We start from the raw sequence: 16,152 nt of genomic DNA, 5'->3' as shown, positions 1-16,152 counted from the left end.
ATTTAAAATTCTATCTCTTTGTTCAATTCTTTCAGTGCTTTTACTGCTGCTCCGACGTAATCTTGGCTTCCGTCTTTCTCGAAGGCATAGTTTATTGCGCTTGAAGAATTAATTCTCACAATTGAAATGTCGTAATTGTTTTCCTTTAATGCGTTCTTTACTTCTTTCGCTGAGCCTCCCTGCGAGCCAACTCCTGGAATGAGCAATGGAACAAAATTCTTGTTCGATGAATAGAAAGCGCTTAATTCCTTTAATTCTTGGATTGATGTTGCTCCTACTACTGCCCCCACATTTCCTTTTGCGTTTGCGCTCCATTCAATTATCTTTTCTGCTGTCTTCAAGTACAAGGGCTTTCCTTCTATCATTAAGTTCTGGAGGTCTGCTGCGCCCTTGTTTGAAGTCCTGTTTAGAATGTACACCCCCCTTCCTTTTTCTTCGCTGTACTTAATGAATGGCCCTACAGAATCAGAGCCCATGTAAGGGGCAATAGTAACGCAGTCTGCTTTCCAGAAATCGAACACTTCTTTTGCGTATGCTCCGCTTGTGCTTCCTATGTCTCCCCTCTTTGCGTCCAAAATGCAGGGAATCTTCTCCATTTTCACTTTCTTTATGACTTTCTTTAATGCCCTCAATCCATCAAAGCCGTACTGCGCAAAGAAAGCGTAATTGGGCTTGATTGCTGCAGGCATTGTTCCTTCTGCTCTCATTGCATTCAATATGTCTGAATAAAATTTGAGTAATATTGCTTGTGTGTTCTTTGCCTTGCACACCTTCTCTATTTTCTCTAACTGCGGGTCAAAGCCAACGCACGCAATGCTGTTGAATTTCATTGCAGAATTCTTGAGGAATTTCACGTAATTCATTTTCAACCACCTTTATTTTTTTTATTTTTTTTTACCACACTTTAATTTTAAGATTTGGAACTTGGCTGAAATGCTTTGCATTCCTTGTTACTAACGTTGCATTGTTTGCAATGCAAATCCCTGAAATCATTTCATCAAATAAGCCAATTGCTTTTCCCTTTTTTCTTAATACCAATTGAACCTTAATGCCCTCAATAACAGCTTTTTCATTATAATTAAATATCTTAATTGATTGAAAAAACATTTTTGCTTTTTCTATTGCTATTTCATCTTTTTTTAATACCATTCCAAACAAAGTTTCTTGATAATTAAAAACCGTTGTTGTAATTTCTTCCCCTTTTAATTGAAGGTTAAGCAAAAAATTTTTTGTCTGCTGATTACCTCTAAACAATTCTATTAAAAAGTCGGTGTCAAGAACTTTCATGATAAAATCCTTCTAAGTCTTTCCTCAAAATTTTTGTCTGCACTCTTACGCATTTTTTTTATTTCTCTTTCGATTCCTTTCTTTTCCTTTTCACTGATTTTCCAGATTCCCGCATACTTTAGTAGGTCTGGTTTCTTTTCTGTAAGCAATCTTTCAAACATTTCGCTGAAGCTTTCGTCATCCTCTTTTGCTCTAATCAGTGCGTCATAAACGTCCTTTCTTATAGTAAGAGTTTTTGATGCCATGATATCACCAATAAACATATGTTTAAACATATGTTTAAATATATATTTATTTGATTTTTCTTTTGATTCCTATTGCTTTTCTTAGTTCTTTTCTAAATGTTGCACCATATCTTAATGATTCTTTCCTTGTTTTTCTATACTCATTTAAATTTGTCATTTTAAGTTTTTTGGAATATATTGTTTTACGGTAATGAGAGTCGCGGATTACCCTAAAAGCTGGTTCAGGGCCTTTCCTCCAGTAAAAATCACTTGCTGGAGACAGCAGGCTCGGGTTAAGAGAAAAAACTGCACTTTTCATATCTTTTGCTCCAATTGAAACAAAAAATCCTTTTATTTTGGAAAAAGTTTTTCCTGAAGCCATAAAATCGTCCAGAAATAAAATTGGTTCATTAATTCTATGCAATAAGCCTGGCCAGCGTTTTCCTAAATATTCCTTTGCAGAATCATAGTATTTTTCATTCCTTAAATCAAATTTTTTGTGGAGTTCTCCTAATACGTAAAATTTTGGCGGAGGATTTTTTTCATAGTTTGGATGTAATTGTTTCCATTTTTCTCTTATCATAAAGGCAAAGGGCGAAGCGCTTATTCCCGGGTGAACAATTGTGGTTATTTTTGATTTTCTAATGAATTCAATCGTTGCTTCAACTGCTTTTCCATATTCTTTTTTTTCTTTCTCCCAGTACGTAGCTCTCTTAAATTTCATTCACTCTTTCACTCCATACTCTTTCAGGTAAGAATCCATCCTTCCTTTGATTTCATTGTTCAGGTAGATTTTGCCGCCCAAATCGTAGTTATGTAGAAAACTGACTATTTCGTGGACGTTCACAATTGATTTCACTGGAATGCCGTATTTTGCCTCGAATTCTTTTATTGCGCTCTTCCCTTCTGCTCCCACTTCCTTTCTGTCCACTGCAATGAGGACGCACTTGTAGTCCACTTTGGCTATGTCTTTGAGCAATGCAATTGTTTCCTCTTTTGTTTCTCCTGTAGTAAATACGTCGTCCAGTATTATTATCTTGTCTCCGTCCTTTAATTCTTTTCCCACTATTACCCCCTTGTCTCCGTGCTCTTTTGCTTCCTTCCTGTTGAATGCATAGCCTTTGCTTACATTGAATTTTTCTGCTAAGGCAATTGATGTTGCCAGCGCAAGAGGAATTCCCTTGTATGCTGGGCCGTAAACTACATCATACTCCTTTTCAATAAATTCTTTTGCTATTGCGCTTGCGTAATATTGCCCTAATTTTGCTATGCTTTTCCCGTCATTGAACATTCCTGTGTTGATGAAGTAAGGGCTCTTCCTGCCGCTCTTCAAGGTGAAGTCTCCAAACTTTAATGCCCCGCTTTCAACCAGGAATTTAATGAATTCCTTTTTGTATTCTTCCAATCATACCACCTCTTTTCCCCTAAATTTTTCATTAAAATATTTTCTTTCATTATCCCAAATTATTTCTCCGCCAATAATTGTTTTTTCTGGAAGGCCTTTTAATTTCATTCCCTCGAAAGGGCTCCATTTGCACCTGCACTTCAATTCCCTCCTCCTGATTTTCCTTTCTTTCTTTAAATCAACAACAATCAAGTCTGCATCAAATCCTTTTGCAATGAATCCCTTGTTTTTGATTCCATACACTCTGCAAGGGTTTTCTGAGGTCAATTCAACCATTCTCCGCAAGCTTATTTTTCCTTCATTCACTGCATTCAAAAGCAATGGCAGCATTGTTTCTACTCCTGTCACTCCGCTTGGGGCGCCCCAGTAATCTTTTTCCTTTTCTTCTTTCGTATGAGGCGCATGGTCTGTTGCAATCAAATCCACAGTTCCAGCGTTAATTGCTTTTCATAGGGCAGAGCAATCCTTTTTTTCCCTTAAAGGGGGATTCATTTTTCCGTAATTCTTTAATTGCCTTAAATTCCCTTCATACAAAAACAAATGATGCGGTGAAACCTCACAGCTTATCTTCCCCTTGCCTTCCTTCTTTGCTTTTTCAATTTCTTTAATCCCGGCTGCAGTGCTCACATGGCAGAAATGCATTTTGTTTCCAATTTTCTGTTGAATTTCAAGTGCTTTCTTTATTGCTTTCACTTCTGCTTCACTGCTCCTAATTTTGTTGTGGTATTTTACTGAATTCCAGCCTTTCTCTTTCGCCTTCTCTGCATTTTCCTTTATAATCTGCTCTTCTTCTGCGTGCAGGGTTACAATCTTGTTTTTTTCTTTTGCTTTCAAAAACACTTTTTCCAGTGTTGCAGTGTCTTTAATTAGAAGGTTTCCTGTGCTTGCTCCCATGAAAACTTTTATTGAGGCAATGCCTTGCGCTTTTTCTATTTCGCTCAAGTTCTCTTTTTCTGCCCCGAAGTGTATTCCGTAATTGCAGTAGGCCTTCTTTCCCGCAATTTCTTTTTTTTCTTTCAGTGCCTCAATCGTGCTTGTTGCAGGAATAGTATTAGGCATTTCTATTACTGTGGTAATCCCTCCACATGCTGCCGCTCTGCTTTCTGTGCTCCAGTCTCCCTTGTGTGTCATTCCTGGCTCCCTGAAGTGCACGTGGCAGTCTATTGCCCCAGGCAGTATTATTTTTCCTTTCGCGTCAATTGTTTCCTCTGCAAGCATTTCTTTTGATGTAATCCCAGAAATTTTTCCGCCTTCAAGAAAAAGATTTTTTTGAATCAGTTTTCCATTTAAAAAAATTTTTGCGTTTTTTATGAGCAGGCTCATTTTTTTGCCTCGTGCGCGATTCCCACTAATTCTTTTATGTTCGAATAATTGTTTTCTTTCATCCATTCCTGCATTTCACTGCAGATTAATTTGAAGGCGTTGTTTCCCCTGTAGTATAATGCTGATCCTACCCCAATTAATTGCGCTCCGGCCATTAATGCTTCTACTGCGTCTTCTCCTGTTGTAATTCCGCCTGTTGCAAGGATTGGAATATTGATTTTTTCGTATAATTTCCAGACGCTTGCGATCATTACAGGCTTTATTGCTTTTCCGCTCACGCCCCCAAACTTGTTTGTAAGAACTGGCTTTTTTTGCTTCAAGTCAATAAGCATTCCTGGGCCAACAGTATTAATTGCATTTACTGCGTCTGCACCTGCTTCCTCTACTGCCTTTCCTATTGCTGTAATGTCTTCCACGTTAGGGGAAAGCTTCACTATTAATGGTATTTTAGTTTTGTCTTTTGCTGTTTCTGTTACTTTTACTGCGCTTTCCCTGCTGCACGCGAAAGGCTTACCGAATTCTTCTTCCACGTTAGGGCAGGAGATATTCAATTCAATGAATTCAGGCTCTGCCTCGCTTGTCTTCTCCACTATTTCCCCGAAATCTGAAATTCTTTCAGCGAAAACGCTTGCAATTATTGGTGCACTGCATTTCTTTTTGAATTCCTTTATTTCTTTTATCATTTCTTCCATTCCAGGATTCTTCAGCCCGACAGCATTGATGAATCCTGCATCAAATTTCTGCATTACAGGATGCTTGTGCCCTTCTCTTGGCTTCAAGGAAAAGCTTTTTGTTGTGACTGCCCCAGCGCCATTCACTTCAATTACTTCAATCATTGTTTGGGCATTCAAGTTGAATAGAATTCCTGAAGCCAGCACAGTAGGATTACTGAAATTTACACCCAAAAATTGTGTTTCAAGCATTTCATTCAACCCTTTCTTTTTCTATTTCTATCAAGTGAATTTTTTCGTACTTCAACTTATATTTTTTGAATAGTTTTTCTATTTCTTTTTCTGCTTTGCTTGGGGTTAGAATGCTTCCTTTCCCTAATTTAATTCCTTTTACTTTTTCTATGACTCCTAAATATTTGTAAAGTTTATATTTTTTTCCTATTTTTTTTCTTGATTTTTCGCCGTATAATTCCCTGTTTATTCTTGCCCTATTCTTGTGGCTCATTTTTGAAAGAGTAAAAGAATAGACTGTTACGGCTTGTTCCTTTAATGCCAATGGAAGTTTAATTAATGCTTTGGGGTTTTTGTAAAGAACAATGCCATCTCTAAGAACATCAAATAAATAGTAGGGGCTTTTGCTTAATTCCTTTTCTGTTATAACAGTTTGAACTACTTTTCTTCCAATTTTCTGGTTTTCAATTATCTCGTTTATTTTCTTCTTTAATTTTTCATTGCTTTTTTCGGCGATTATCAGTAAGTCTATGTCGCTTTTTTTTCCTTGAGCCTTTTTTGCGTAAGAGCCATATAATATTATAGCATAAATCTCAGGAATTCCCGCAAGTCTATTTGTCAGCGAGGAAAGTCTGCCTAACATAGATTTCCAACTCTTTTAACATTTTAATCATTAATTCTTTTGCCTTCTTTGCGTTTTTGCCGTTTTCAAGCCTGTAGGCCCCTAAATACATTCTGAGCAATTCAGCAAAGTTCTTGCCAAACTCTGTGCTTATTTTATAGGAAAGATCCTTTGACTGCCAATGGTCTCTTGGCAAAGCAAGCCTTTTTTCTATTGCATAAACAGACAAAGCGAACTCTACTGCCTTGTGGGCGTTCTGTATTACTACGGCTGATTCATTTGAATTTAAGGCAAGCCTTGCAAACTCTTTTGTTGCACTGATATACTCTTTTTTCATTTCAAAAACCTTTCCGTTAATAATAACGGAAAACAAACAATTTTAAGCCTTTTCCGTTAATTTGAACGGATTCATTTTATTGCTTTCATTATTTCTTCTTCTTCCATTGCTGTCTCGCAGTAATAGCATGTTGCTTCAAGCGGCTCTTTTTTTGTTATAATGAATTTGGTTGGAATGCTCTCGTGGTTTGTGATGCAGTTAGGGTTAATGCATTTAATGATGTCCTCCACTTTTTCTGGTAAGCCCAAAACCTCTTTTTTTGCTACCTTGTAGTTTTCTATTACGTTGTGCGTTGAATTTCTTGCAAGCAGTTTCACTTTCTCCAATTCTTTTTCAGTAAGGAACCTGTCCTCCAATAGCACTAGGTCTTTTCTTCCCAGCTTCCTGCTTTCAGTGTTTATTGCCAAGGCTGCTCCCTTGTCTTTCTCGAAGCCCAATAATTCAATTATCCTCAGGCCGTGCCCTGAAGGGATGTGGTCCAATGCAGTTCCATTTCCAATTGGGGTTACCCTCATCTTCAACTGCTGGATTTTTTTCTCTCGCTTTGCATCTTTTTCTGTGTTCATTTCTTCGCCTCGCTTAAAATCCATAGTAATGCTTCCCTTACTGGAATTCCTGATGCAGTCTGCTGGAAATAAATGGCGTGCTCTGTTCCGTCTACATTCGTGGAAATCTCGTTCACCCTCGGCAGGGGGTGCATTATCTTCAATTCTTTTTTTGCTTTGTTCTTCTCAAGGAATTCTTTTGTGATAATATAGGAGTCTTTCACCCTGTTGTATTCTGTTTCGTCAGAAAACCTTTCCTTCTGGATTCTTGTAACATAAAGTACGTCCAATTCGGGAAGGCAGGATTCTATTTCACTGCATTCCCTCACAGAGCTTTTCTCTTTTACTTCTTCAATCAAGTGAGAAGGCATCTTTAATGATTCTGGTGAAATATAGAATTGGTTGCAGTTGAAGTGCATTAAGGCGAATGCAAGCGAATGAACAGTCCTTCCGTACTTCAGGTCTCCGGCAAAGCCTATGTTAAGGCCGTCAATTCTTCCAAGGAATTTTTGTATGGTGTACAAGTCTAACAGGGTCTGTGTTGGATGCTGGTTGCTTCCATCTCCTGCATTTATTACTGGTTTGGAAGAAAGCTCTGCTGCCCTCCTTGCTGTGCCGCTCAATGGATGCCTTACCACAATCAAGTCGCAGTAATTGCTTATCACTCTTATTGAATCAGAAAAGCTTTCTCCTTTTTTTGTGGAGGTAACTCCTGCTTCCTGGAATCCAATTACCCTGCCCCCCAATTCTTGCACTGCTGTTTCAAAGGAAAGCCTTGTCCTGGTGCTCGGCTCAAAGAAGAGTGAAGCAATAGTCTTTCCTTTTAGGAGCAAAGCCTTCTTCTCTTTTGGCATTTCTTCTAATTCTTTTGCTTTCTGGAGCACGAACAGAATGTCTTCTTTTGGGAAGTCTTTTATTGAAATGCAGTCCTTTAAAGAAAAATTTGAATTAAGAGGAATAAGAGAATCAGCTTTTTTTTGAAATTTTCGGCTTAATTTTGCGTCTTTCATTTCAAAAAAACAATTGGATACAAAAATGTTTAAAAAATGAAAGGAGGTTATGTATACCTTAAGGATATTTTGTTTTTTCGTCTTGTGGTCTGAAAGCTGGAGAATTAATTAGAATTGCCTTGAATGTTCCTTCAAATGTGTATTCAGTGTTTTTTGGAATGAAAATTAGTTCCCCTTTTTTTGCCATAAATTTTTTATTGCCTTTTCTTACAGTCAATTTTCCTTTTAAGATATAGTATGCTCTGTCGCTGCGCGTGTTTTTTGTTTTTTCACAATGCTTTACTGCATTGCTTAGCGCAACACTCAAATTTTTGCTTAATTCTTTTGTCAAAAAATTAGTTACACCATAATTTTTATTAATTGTTCTTGTAATGCCTTCACTCTTTTTTATGAGCTTGATTTCCATTCGAACCAATAAAATTAGATCAAAAAGAATTTTAAAGTAATTTAAAAAATTCGTTTGACGCATTGGCATTAAGTCCAGGAATAGAGTTCTCTCGAGTTTTTAGTGGCAGTGGACTGAGCGAGTTGCCAAAGCTTCTCGCGTACATCCCTGCTCTATCAAGCTCCTCTTCTAGGAGTACTCTTACCGCTAACGTCCTTTGACCCGGAGGCCAAAAGGTTTCGCGGGTGATTGCTTCTTTTCAGGGACTTCTTCGAGCTTAGATGCTTTCAGCTCTTATAAGTTCCGGCGTAGCTACCCAGCAGTGCCTTGTCAGACAACTGGTATACCAGTGGCCAGGACCCAGCGTTCCTCTCGTACTTACTGGATCTTCCCCTCAAGCAATCCGCATCCCCAATAGATAGGATCCAAACTGGCTCGCACCGTTCTCAACCCAACTAACGTAAGATTTTAATCAGTTAACACCTGCACCCTTGGCCGCTTATGCACGGCCAGGATATCTTGAGACGACGGCGAGGTCGCAAACCGCGGGGTCGATTAATTCAACTTTTTCTTTCTAACAATTTTTTTCTTTTAGTAAAGTTTTTCTTTTTGCTAAAAAGAAAAAGTTTGTGAACTCTCACCCGCGACCACTCAATTACCCCCAAGATCAGTTCACTGTCAGACTAGGCCCCCATTAATAAGGACACTAGTGCTCGCTAGACCCTTCTTTCGAACCCGCGTTCCTTGCTGTGCGGAACACGGTTAAGCGTGCTTTTGGTCTTGTCCTCTACGGAGAATTTCTGTCTCTCCTGAGCACACCTTTGGACACCCCTGATATCTTTTCAGGGGTGTACCACCCCAGTCCAACTACCCATCTAATGTTGTCCTCTTTCGAGTTAGATGCATAGTTTTCAAAGGATGGTGTTCCATTTTTGCCTCCACAACTCCTGACGAAATTGCTTCTAAGGCTACCATCTACTCTGGACATCAAAAACCATACAACAGCATCAGACTGTAGTAAACCGCTGTGGGGTCTTCTCTTCCCATTGGAGATCCGTGGCATATTCACCACGTAGTGAGTTCATCAGGCTCAAACTAGGGACAGCGGGAATCTCGTTACTTCCTTGGTGCAAGCCGGCAATCAACCGGCAAGGTATTACGCTACCGTGAGAGCCTCAGAGTTAGGCCCGCTCTTCACCAGCGCTTAGCTTTCTTGGAAAAAAGTTTAACGTACTGGCAGTGAGCAGAAGTCAGCCCCAATACACACCATTGCTGGCTGGCTGGGACATGTGTTTTTATTAAACAGTCGGACTCCCTTTGTCATTGCAACCTGCAATTAAAAATAACTGCAGGCACCCTTTATACCGAAGATACAGGGCTAGTTTGCCGAGTTCCCTTAGTTTGATTACTCCTGTAACGCCTTGGCCTTCTCAGCCAGGGGCACTTTTCTCAGTTCTTGGTACGGTCGCACAAAATTCTTCCTGTTTCCTTTTTCATTGACTCCAAGCCTAGGCCAAGCTTTGCAGCTATTCTTGGATTTAATCTCCTTCTCATTATTATAATACTCCGAAGATTTATTCCAGTTAAACATTCAGACGAGAATGTTCGGCTTAGCTCGAAGTGTCAGAAAACAGGCTATTGTCGCCAAATCGTATTCGTGCGGTATCAGAATATGAACTGATTTCCCTTTTGGCCACTTCTTATTGAGAGCGGCCTTAGGACCGACTTACCCTTAGCTAAAGATTAGCGCTAAGGAACCCTTGCCCTTTCGGCGGAGGAAATTCTCATTCCTCTATTGTTATTACTAGCGCGAGGATCCGTTTTCATGGAAGATCCACAAGTCTTCTCAAACTTGCTTCTACTCTACCACAATACCTTCCCTACTGAATCTTTCTTCTTTCGAAAAAAGTCCTATGGTATCGGCAGCTGGTTTAGCCCGGTTTATTTTCAAGACCTTTTCCCGTTGGGTGTGTGAGCTGTTACGCTTTCTTTAAAGGATGGCTGCTTCTAAGCCAACCTCCACACTGTCTTAGGAAGAAGATGCTTTTTGCGATTCACACTCAACCAGCATTTATGGGCCTTAACCACAGTTCAAGTTGTTCCCTTCTTGGATTAAAGGCTTACCCTTCAACCCCTACTCCAGCCATCTACGATGACAGCAGATTGGGAGTTTGACAAGAAAGCTGGAACTTTCGAACCAGTACTTTCTAATCAGTATCTCTACCCCGCTGTCTTTCTCCGGCCAGGCTAGCCTGAGGGCTAATTCGGGAGGTGCCCGCTATTGCCGTGCTCGACTGGCATTTTACTCCTACTCCCAGGTCACCCGAACAGATAGACTAGAATCGGTTGCAGACCTCCATCATTCTGTAGAATGACTTCATCTTGCCAAGGAGTAGATCGCACGGCTTCGGGTCTGTAACGCGTGACTCAAGCTCTTACGAACTTTCAACCTAGTTCTTGCGAATTGCGTTGAATTGGTTTCCCTGCGACTTCAAGCTTTAAGCTCTTAGTCTTGCCACGCATTAAAATTCCCTCGCTCGTGATTCATGACGAACGACATGACCCTGATCAGGCCTTCTCGCTTTCAATCTTTCAATTGATTGCTTTGGAGGCCCTCTATTCTTTAAGGCCATGTCTTCCTGTGACCGCATAGTTTCAAGCGCTTTTAACCCCCTGTTAAGGGTGCTTTTCAACTTTCCCTCACGGTACTAGTTTGCTATCGGACTTAAGTTGTATTTAGTTTTTGGGGTCAATGGCCCCAAGTCTTTTCACGCAATATCCAATGCATGATACTCTCGAAATGCAAGAATCTTCCCTTTCCATTTACACTTACGAGGCTCTTGCTCTCTATGGCACTGCATTCCAGCAGACTTCAATTCAATTTCAGGGAAGTACTTGCCTCACACCACATCTCCTGCAGATTGCTCTGCAGAATTCAGTTTGAACTGCGCTGTTTTCGGTCGACCCTAATTACAGCATCACGATTGTTTTCTTTTACTGCAGGTACTAAGATGTTTCAGTTCCCTGCGTTCCCTCTCACGCTTTCGCGCGAGAAATTCAGGCATCCCTGGTTCAAGCGACTGCATGCGTCTCGCCAGGGCTTATCGCAGCTTGCCACGCCCTTCTTCAGCACTTAAGCCTAGTTATCCACTATGCGGCTTACAGAACTCTAAACCTGTTAGACTTGCCAATGCATCAACCGCCACTGTCGGTTGACGCCAGTATACTACCTTCGCATTCGCTCGGTAGTATTTGCTTCGCAATTTACTACTTTGCTTTGCGTCGGTAGTGCTTCCTCGCTTTCGCTCGGAATTATAGCGCCTTCCTCATTCAGTTTTGAACGATTGCTTCCCTCAAGAAATAGCTCTTGAAGTGCTTCACCAATTTTTGATAAAACTTTTTTTTAAAAAGTTTTTGATGAACATGATATCTTAAAATTGTTTTTCTGCTTTAATTCTTTTTCTTGTTCGAATTTCAAATTAATTCTCCCTAATTTAAGGGAGGTACTGGAACCGCCTTATAGGGAGGTATCGGAACCGCAGGTTCTGATATGGACTCAAGGGGATTCGAACCCCTGGCCTCCTCGGTGCAAACGAGGCGCTCTACCAAGCTGAGCTATGAGCCCAATCAAACTGTTGCACTCAATTCAATTAGTCCATGCCCTCTTTTTTTTTGCAGAGCGCAGGCCAATTAATTTCCAATTATTTTTATTTAATTTTTTGTAATTTAAAAAAAGGATTATTAAGAGCTTGAAGCAAAAGAAAAATTTTTGAACCTAGGCCGATACCCCCACAAGGGAGGTATTTGAACCTCTCGTAAGGGAGGTATCTGATCCGCCCTAAGGGAGGTATCGGAACCGTAGGTTCTGATATTGAAGGAGGTGATCCGTCCGCAGGTTCCCCTACGGACACCTTGTTACAACTTAGCCCGCTTTGCAGAACTGGGAATCGTTTTAATCTTTAAGACTACAGCTCATCCAAACTCTACTCAGCTGGCTTGATGGGCGGTGTGTGCAAGGCGCAGGGACTTATTCACCGGAAGATTATGACTTCCGATTACTGGGGATTCCATTTTCACGAGGCCGAGTTACAGACCTCGATCCGAACTGAGGTTGAGTTTAGGAGATTGCCTTGCCCTTTCGGGTTTGGAGCCCATTGTCTCAACCATTGTATGCCGCGTGTTGCCCAGGAGATTCGGGCCATACAGATCTACCGTTGCCCACCCCTTCCTCAAGGTTACCCTTGCAGTTTTCTTAGAGTGCTCTCCCTGAAACCAGAAAGATTGCAACTAAGAATGTGGGTCTCGCCCGTTGCCTGAGTTGACAGGACGCTTCATAGTACGAGCTGACGATGACCATACAACACCTCTCAGCGTGTCAGGTAAGCCCTTCGGACTGACCATCATTCTGCTGTCGCCCCTGGTGAGTTATCTGGCGTTGTATCCAATTGAACCGCAGCATCCACCCCTTGTAGTGCGCCCCCGCCAATTCCATTAAGTTTCAACCTTGCGGTCGTACTTCCCAGGCGGCAGACTTAATGGCTTCCCTTCGGCACCCCTATAACTTGTAGTTATCGGGACACCTAGTCCGCATCGTTTACGGCTGGGACTAACCGGGTATCTAATCCGGGTCGCTCCCCCAGCTTTCGTTTCTCACCGTCAGGTCCGTACTAGTCAAGCGCCTTCGCTACTGGTGGTCCTCCTGAGATCTTTAGATTTCACTCCTACCTCAGGAATTCCCTTGACTTCTTCCGGCCTCGAGCCTGAAAGTATTTTTGGCACTTCATTGAGTTGAGCTCAATGATTTCACCAAAAACTTTTCAGGCAGGCTACAAACTCTTTAGGCCCAATATAAATGGACACCACTTGCGGGGTACGTATTACCGCGGCGGCTGGCACGTATCTTACCCCCCGCTTATTCATGAAGCTTTTTTGGCTTCATAAAAGCTGTCAGTGACAGCACTTGAAATCCCCTTATCACGCTTTCGCGCATTGTAAAGAATTCGCAACTGCTGCACCCCGTAGGGCTAGGAACCTTTTCTCAGTTTCCTTCTCCGGGCGACCTCTCCCAAGGCCCGTATGGATCTTTGGTTTGGTGGGCATTTACCCCGCCAACAGCCTAATCCACCGCAGCCCCATCTTCAAGCGAGTTATTCCAGCATGAGGAATAATCCCTTTAAGCAATAGAACCTTCCAGTGTCAGTTGCCTGTAGTGCATTATGCCCAGTTTCCCGGGTTTTGCTCTTCTTGAAGGCAGGTTAGCTACGTGTTACTGAGCCGTTCGCCACAGTCCTTCATGGCTAGGACTGTAAGACTTGCATGTTTGAGTCGAATTTCAATAGCAGTATCCGCCAGCAGGATCAGCTGGTATCAATTATATTTCGTCCTTTTAGCTTGGCTGAAATCGGAATTGGTTAATTTTTTTTTTCCTTTGCCTCAATTAGCTCATAATCCTTTTTTTTCCTAAAAAAATTCAAAAATTTTTTTTTTTTGAGTTAATTGAATTGATTCAATAAACTTGAATCAGAATTTAATCTTGATGCTAACGCATAATTCTTTCGTTGTCTGTGCATCGAAGCCATTCAGTTGGGTGAATGCCTTCTGTCATCGGAATTAAGAAGCAATTCCTCTTGTGAAACGCATTGAACTCCAATAAAACCCAATCAGCCTATCAGAGAAAGGTTTTATTGTTCTATTAAATTTATAGTAATAATAATTATGTGTTTTTGTATTTAAAAATCTATCGCGTTTTCGTGGTCTTCAAATATCTTTGAAGGCATCTTCTTCATTATGAGCTTTTGCCTTATGAAGCCTGATTTCGTGCCTGCCTTTCTCTCGTGCCAGTAAGGCCTGTCAAAGAAACCGTGAAGCTTCCTTCCCTTCAAGCCAATTCCCTATAATATAAGGACTCCAGGGCTTTTAAGCTTTGCTTTTTTTTAATCAGAATTTCGCAATTTTGTCTTTATGTTGTCGCCCTGTCTTTCAGGTATTTTTTCTTTCTTTTTTCTCTTCTCATTTTCTTTTTCTTCCACTTCCATCTCTCTCTGGCTCGCGTTTTCTTGAACCTGCTGGAGTCCTTGCTTCTCGTGCCCAAAAAACCACCTGAAAAAATCAATCAAAAAAATTTTAAATTCAATTAATTACATAAAATTGACTGAAAAAGAATTTAAATGGAACTGGGCTTTTTCTTAAATTGAATTAGCCGTGCGGTCCTTGCTCGCACCAAGGGTCTTGCACTCCAAAAGCTTTCAGCACTTCTTCGCGAGTTTTTGATTGAAGTAAAATTCTTTTTATCTGCTCACCCCTGTATCCTTTTCTTGCTGTCTTGACTGCAATCTCTTCCAGGGTTAAGCCCCCTAACACAAAATGCTTTTTCTCAATGATTTTCTTTATGAGCAAACAGTTTTTTTGGAATTCAATTAATAATCCTAAATACTGCCTTGCCTTTTCCGGAGCCTGTTTTCCATAATGATAAATAAATTTTTTCCCTTTCTCTATAAAAGCCCAGTCAAGAGGATACAATTCAGGGGAAGTGCTTATATCATGCTTTTCCAAAAATTTCTTGTCCAATTCAACAATTCTTTTTAATGTATTTAATGTTTCCTGAATTTGATTTTTTGGTGTTTTTCCCCTTAACCTACTTAACCTTGATTTTCCTATACGGCTCAAATGCAATTTTTCTCTCTCAAAAAAAGCCAGTTTTTTTTCTACAAGAGCAGGAACTCTTTTTTTCATAATGCTCCGACCGGGATTTGAACCCGGGTTACAGGCTTACTGCCCCTTTTCTTTTTTAGAAAAAAAGAAAAGTGGTAAGTTGCCCCAAAAGAAAAAAACCATAATAAATTTGCCTGAAGCAAACCCTTTTTCTTTTGGATAGACCGTAGACTTTTCTTTTTCGGGAAAAAGAAAAGGCTTAGGGTGAAAGGCCTGAGTGCTATCGGCAAAACCAAAAATAATAATTTCTTGATTTTTTGGCCGGCTACACTATCGGAGCATAAAGCCTTTCCCAGTGTTTTACAACTGGTTTTTTAATATTTGGGGGGGAATAATTATTTAATTTGATTGTAATCGTTTTTTGTTTTTCTGTCAGGTGATGTAATGGCAAGGTTTGAGCAGGCGGATTCAAGGCTTTACAGCAATGTGTGGATTTGCATGAGGTGCAATGCAAAGAACAGGGCTACTCCCGGAAAGAGGCCTTCCAAGTGCAGGAAATGCAATTCCAAGAAATTGAGGTTGAAGAGGAAGGCTGTAAAGAAAGTGTAATGCTTTATGAGCTTAAGGGATTATATTAAAATCATAAGGCCTTTTAATTGCCTGATTGCGGCTTTTGGAGCATTCTTGGGTTTCAGCCTTTCAATGAATTCTTTTTATTTTGACTTGCCTTTGCTGTATTCAATGCTTGCTGTGTTCTTTGTGTGTGCTGGAGGCCAGGCAATAAATGACTTTTTTGATGTTGAAATCGACAGGATAATTAAGAGGCACAGGCCTCTTCCAAGGAAGGCAGTAGGCTACTTTAATTCATTGGTTTATTCTATTGCTTTGTTTTTGGTTGGAATTGGCTTTTCTTATTTTATTGGTTCATTGCATTTCTGGCTTGCAGTGTTTTTTGCTTTGCTCTTGATTTTTTATTCTGCTTTCCTTGGAAGATTTAAGTTCATAGGAAATTATGTGATTGCTTTCAGTGTTGCTTTCACTATAATTTACGGGGGCCTTTTAGGTGAAAGCCTTTGCCTGCCTGTAATTCTGGCTATTTCTGCTTTCCTTGCCAATTTAGGCAGGGAGATAACAAAGGACTTGGAGGACTTGAAGGGAGACAGAGGATTAAAGACTTCTTTAGGTTCATTTTTCTCATTGAGGCCTCTGGCTTTCTTTGCTTTGTTCTTGTATTTGCTTGCTGTTGCTGTAGGCTTTTATCCTTTTGTTGCCGGGATTTTCTTTAATTTTTATTACTTCTTTTTGATGGTTGCTTCCTTTCTTTTGTTTGTCTGGGCTTTCAGGCTTCTCCTGGAAAAAGAATTCAGGAGCTCTCAGCTTTACTCCAAGCTTGGAATGCTGGCTGGAATGATCGCCTTTCTTGTCGCATTGATTTAAATTTTTGTTTGAGCACAATTTTTT

The 16,152-nt window shown here is 40.4% G+C and carries 18 protein-coding genes, 2 tRNA genes and 2 rRNA genes; 2 read left to right on the top strand and 20 right to left on the bottom strand.

Features of this window, described 5'->3' with window-relative positions; translation table 11 throughout:
• Positions 1-2: 2 nt before the first annotated feature.
• From pyrF to AB1467_05390, 20 genes are all read right to left on the bottom strand, one after another.
• Complete coding sequence (gene pyrF, locus AB1467_05485) at positions 3-863, bottom strand: orotidine-5'-phosphate decarboxylase (protein ID MEW6295711.1); 861 nt, start codon at positions 861-863, stop codon at positions 3-5.
• Between the two features lie 31 nt (positions 864-894).
• Positions 895-1,287 carry a type II toxin-antitoxin system VapC family toxin gene (locus AB1467_05480; GenBank protein ID MEW6295710.1) on the bottom strand — a complete coding sequence of 131 codons (393 nt, stop codon included), beginning with the start codon at positions 1,285-1,287 and terminating at the stop codon, positions 895-897.
• Positions 1,284-1,532, bottom strand: a complete 249-nt coding sequence (locus AB1467_05475; protein ID MEW6295709.1) for an antitoxin VapB family protein — start codon at positions 1,530-1,532, stop codon at positions 1,284-1,286. The genes AB1467_05480 and AB1467_05475 overlap by 4 nt, the downstream gene beginning before the upstream one ends.
• Before the next feature lie 46 nt (positions 1,533-1,578).
• The gene (locus AB1467_05470) at positions 1,579-2,235 is read right to left on the bottom strand and encodes a hypothetical protein (GenBank protein ID MEW6295708.1); all 657 of its coding nucleotides are present in this window, start codon (positions 2,233-2,235) and stop codon (positions 1,579-1,581) included.
• Positions 2,236-2,916: an orotate phosphoribosyltransferase gene (gene pyrE, locus AB1467_05465; protein ID MEW6295707.1), complete on the bottom strand. Its 681-nt coding sequence runs from the start codon at positions 2,914-2,916 to the stop codon at positions 2,236-2,238.
• Positions 2,917-3,357 (bottom strand): amidohydrolase family protein, encoded by a 441-nt coding sequence (locus AB1467_05460; GenBank protein MEW6295706.1) that lies wholly within the window; start codon positions 3,355-3,357, stop codon positions 2,917-2,919.
• A gap of 6 nt (positions 3,358-3,363) precedes the next feature.
• Complete coding sequence (locus AB1467_05455; GenBank protein MEW6295705.1) at positions 3,364-4,305, bottom strand: amidohydrolase family protein; 942 nt, start codon at positions 4,303-4,305, stop codon at positions 3,364-3,366.
• Positions 4,236-5,162, bottom strand: coding sequence for a dihydroorotate dehydrogenase (locus AB1467_05450; protein ID MEW6295704.1), 927 nt, complete (start codon positions 5,160-5,162; stop codon positions 4,236-4,238). The genes AB1467_05455 and AB1467_05450 overlap by 70 nt, the downstream gene beginning before the upstream one ends.
• Before the next feature lies 1 nt (position 5,163).
• On the bottom strand, positions 5,164-5,784 hold the full coding sequence (locus tag AB1467_05445) for a nucleotidyltransferase domain-containing protein (GenBank protein MEW6295703.1): 621 nt from the start codon (positions 5,782-5,784) through the stop codon (positions 5,164-5,166).
• Positions 5,753-6,100, bottom strand: a complete 348-nt coding sequence (locus AB1467_05440; protein ID MEW6295702.1) for a hypothetical protein — start codon at positions 6,098-6,100, stop codon at positions 5,753-5,755. The genes AB1467_05445 and AB1467_05440 overlap by 32 nt, the downstream gene beginning before the upstream one ends.
• 71 nt (positions 6,101-6,171) lie before the next feature.
• Positions 6,172-6,666, bottom strand: a complete 495-nt coding sequence (locus tag AB1467_05435; protein MEW6295701.1) for an aspartate carbamoyltransferase regulatory subunit — start codon at positions 6,664-6,666, stop codon at positions 6,172-6,174.
• Positions 6,663-7,655, bottom strand: a complete 993-nt coding sequence (gene pyrB / locus AB1467_05430; GenBank protein ID MEW6295700.1) for an aspartate carbamoyltransferase — start codon at positions 7,653-7,655, stop codon at positions 6,663-6,665. Before pyrB ends, AB1467_05435 begins: the two co-directional genes overlap by 4 nt.
• Positions 7,656-7,713: 58 nt before the next feature.
• Positions 7,714-8,061, bottom strand: a complete 348-nt coding sequence (locus AB1467_05425; protein ID MEW6295699.1) for a hypothetical protein — start codon at positions 8,059-8,061, stop codon at positions 7,714-7,716.
• A gap of 79 nt (positions 8,062-8,140) precedes the next feature.
• Positions 8,141-11,214: ribosomal RNA gene (locus tag AB1467_05420) — 23S ribosomal RNA — on the bottom strand.
• A 377-nt stretch (positions 11,215-11,591) separates the two neighbouring features.
• Positions 11,592-11,665 (bottom strand) — tRNA-Ala (locus AB1467_05415).
• A gap of 250 nt (positions 11,666-11,915) precedes the next feature.
• Positions 11,916-13,408: ribosomal RNA gene (locus AB1467_05410) — 16S ribosomal RNA — on the bottom strand.
• The 16S and 23S rRNA genes sit together here with 1 tRNA gene alongside, the layout of an rRNA operon.
• Before the next feature lie 361 nt (positions 13,409-13,769).
• Positions 13,770-13,922, bottom strand: coding sequence for a hypothetical protein (locus tag AB1467_05405; protein MEW6295698.1), 153 nt, complete (start codon positions 13,920-13,922; stop codon positions 13,770-13,772).
• 77 nt (positions 13,923-13,999) lie between these two features.
• Complete coding sequence (locus AB1467_05400; GenBank protein MEW6295697.1) at positions 14,000-14,131, bottom strand: hypothetical protein; 132 nt, start codon at positions 14,129-14,131, stop codon at positions 14,000-14,002.
• A gap of 104 nt (positions 14,132-14,235) precedes the next feature.
• Positions 14,236-14,772: a hypothetical protein gene (locus AB1467_05395; GenBank protein ID MEW6295696.1), complete on the bottom strand. Its 537-nt coding sequence runs from the start codon at positions 14,770-14,772 to the stop codon at positions 14,236-14,238.
• Between the two features lie 2 nt (positions 14,773-14,774).
• Positions 14,775-15,031: transfer RNA gene (locus AB1467_05390), tRNA-Glu, on the bottom strand.
• Between the two features lie 104 nt (positions 15,032-15,135).
• On the opposite strand from AB1467_05390, the gene rpl40e reads away from it, so the two are divergent.
• Positions 15,136-15,300 (top strand): 50S ribosomal protein L40e, encoded by a 165-nt coding sequence (rpl40e, locus tag AB1467_05385; GenBank protein ID MEW6295695.1) that lies wholly within the window; start codon positions 15,136-15,138, stop codon positions 15,298-15,300.
• Positions 15,301-15,306: 6 nt separating this feature from the next.
• Positions 15,307-16,128: a UbiA family prenyltransferase gene (locus tag AB1467_05380; GenBank protein ID MEW6295694.1), complete on the top strand. Its 822-nt coding sequence runs from the start codon at positions 15,307-15,309 to the stop codon at positions 16,126-16,128.
• The last annotated feature ends 24 nt before the right edge of the window (positions 16,129-16,152 follow it).

This window comes from Candidatus Diapherotrites archaeon (genome assembly GCA_040755695.1).
Taxonomy (GTDB): Archaea; Iainarchaeota; Iainarchaeia; order Iainarchaeales; family 1-14-0-10-31-34; genus JBFMAK01.
This window is presented reverse-complemented; position numbering and strand designations above follow the sequence as displayed.